Genomic DNA, 1569 nt, shown 5'->3' with positions numbered 1-1569 from the left:
CGCATGTCCAGATGTCGATGTCTTGGACCCGGTCGAGCTTGGCGCCATTTCCGATGAGCCGGTCGAACAAAGCCTGGTTGATGTCGATCGAGCGGGAGTAGACGAAATCCTCGTAGCCGGTGTCGATTTGCGCCCAGACGCGAACATCCCCGAGCCGCAAGAAAACGACCGGAACGTTGGGAAGGCGAGCGCCGCGCTTGGAGGAGTCCGAAGAGAAAAAGCCGTTCTGAGCGACGGGGGTGAAACCCCGCGCGAGAAGCGCCTCGGGTCGACACGTCTCGGCGCTCAGGAACGCAGTGCCGTCCGTCAGTTGGACGGTAAACTGGGACAGGAGGTCGTCGCCGATGACTCCGAGTTGTCCTTTCCCCGGTTGAAGCAAAAGGTAATAGCGGGCGAGATGAAAATCGGCTTTTTCGATGCCTGGGAGCGAGATCGCCGCCGTTCTCATCGATCCGTCCGCCCCCGAGAACGCCGACGCAGACAGCGAACTTCGCGTTGCGCCATAATCGAGCAAGAACGGACCGCGCACGCCGTCGGCGGTCAGTTCGACATAGGGGGATGCGCCGTTGGGAACGCTCACCCTCGCATAGGGGCGCCCGCCGCAGAGCGCGCCCAGACCCGGTTCAATATCCATGCCGAAGCCGAGAATAGGGACAGCAATCGCCGCGAGCGAGAGTAAGAGAATCCTGACGATCGTCATCGGCTTCGATAGGATCGGTTCTCGAGGTGCTGTCAACGGCGTCCACGCGCCGATCCGCAGCTGAAGCGAGAGCCGCAGGTATTGTCCGTTTGCAGGCTAAGGGGGCCGGGGTATGTCTCAAAATGCAACCTCGATCAATTACCGTCTTGGAAGCCTCTATTCGGTCATCACTGCCTTCCTATACGCGACGCAGGAGCCATTCTCCTTCCCGGCGGCCAAGCATCTCAACACTTTACAGTTTGTCGCGCTGACCCAGGTCTCCCTGCTCGTATCCCTTCCCTTGTTGATGAGCCGGGCAAAAAGCCGCCGAGATTTCGTCGCTTTGATCCGAAAGCCCATCAACTACGGCTACCTGGGAATCATATTCGCCATCGGGCTGACCGGCCTCCTGCTCTATAATTTCGGCCTCAGCAACGCTCATCCGATCATTATCTCCGCAATCCTCAACCTTTCGCCCTTCTGGGCCGCGCTGGTGGCGCTGGTGCTCGCCGGCGTTCCGATCCCGATTTCGCGCGCGACTTTTTTTGGCTGTTTTGCCGGCGCGTTCATTGGCGCGATGGCGGTCGCTTGGAGCCAGCTCGGCGACAAGGACACCTCAAATCTCAGCCAACTGTCGGACAGTTTTCTTCACGGCAGCTGGATCTATGCGATTCCCGTGCCATTGGCCTCGGCCTTAGGGGGCACTCTGGTCGGCAAATGGTTCGGCGCTTATGACGAATCCGCGGCGATCGCGGCCAACTTCCTCACCGCGAACGTCATCCTGATTCCGGGCTGCCTCGCGATTCTGTACTGGCGAAATGAGCTGAATTTCGATCAGCTGGGCCCGATCCTATTGATGATCTTCGGCACGATCGTCGCCGCCTCCTTCG

At 59.7% G+C, this 1569-nt stretch carries 2 protein-coding genes; one reads left to right on the top strand and one right to left on the bottom strand.

Annotation, left to right across the window (positions count from 1 at the left end):
* The coding region (locus WCA53_RS10940) for a hypothetical protein (RefSeq protein WP_423909126.1) at positions 1-700 on the bottom strand (700 nt) is incomplete at its 3' end.
* A gap of 112 nt (positions 701-812) precedes the next feature.
* Between WCA53_RS10940 and WCA53_RS10935 the strand changes: the two genes are divergently transcribed.
* A partial coding sequence (locus WCA53_RS10935; protein WP_423909121.1) for a hypothetical protein occupies positions 813-1569 on the top strand: 757 nt, incomplete at its 3' end.

It is taken from the genome of Caballeronia sp. (genome assembly GCF_049581465.1).
Taxonomy (GTDB): domain Bacteria; phylum Pseudomonadota; class Gammaproteobacteria; order Burkholderiales; family Burkholderiaceae; genus Caballeronia.
This window is presented reverse-complemented; position numbering and strand designations above follow the sequence as displayed.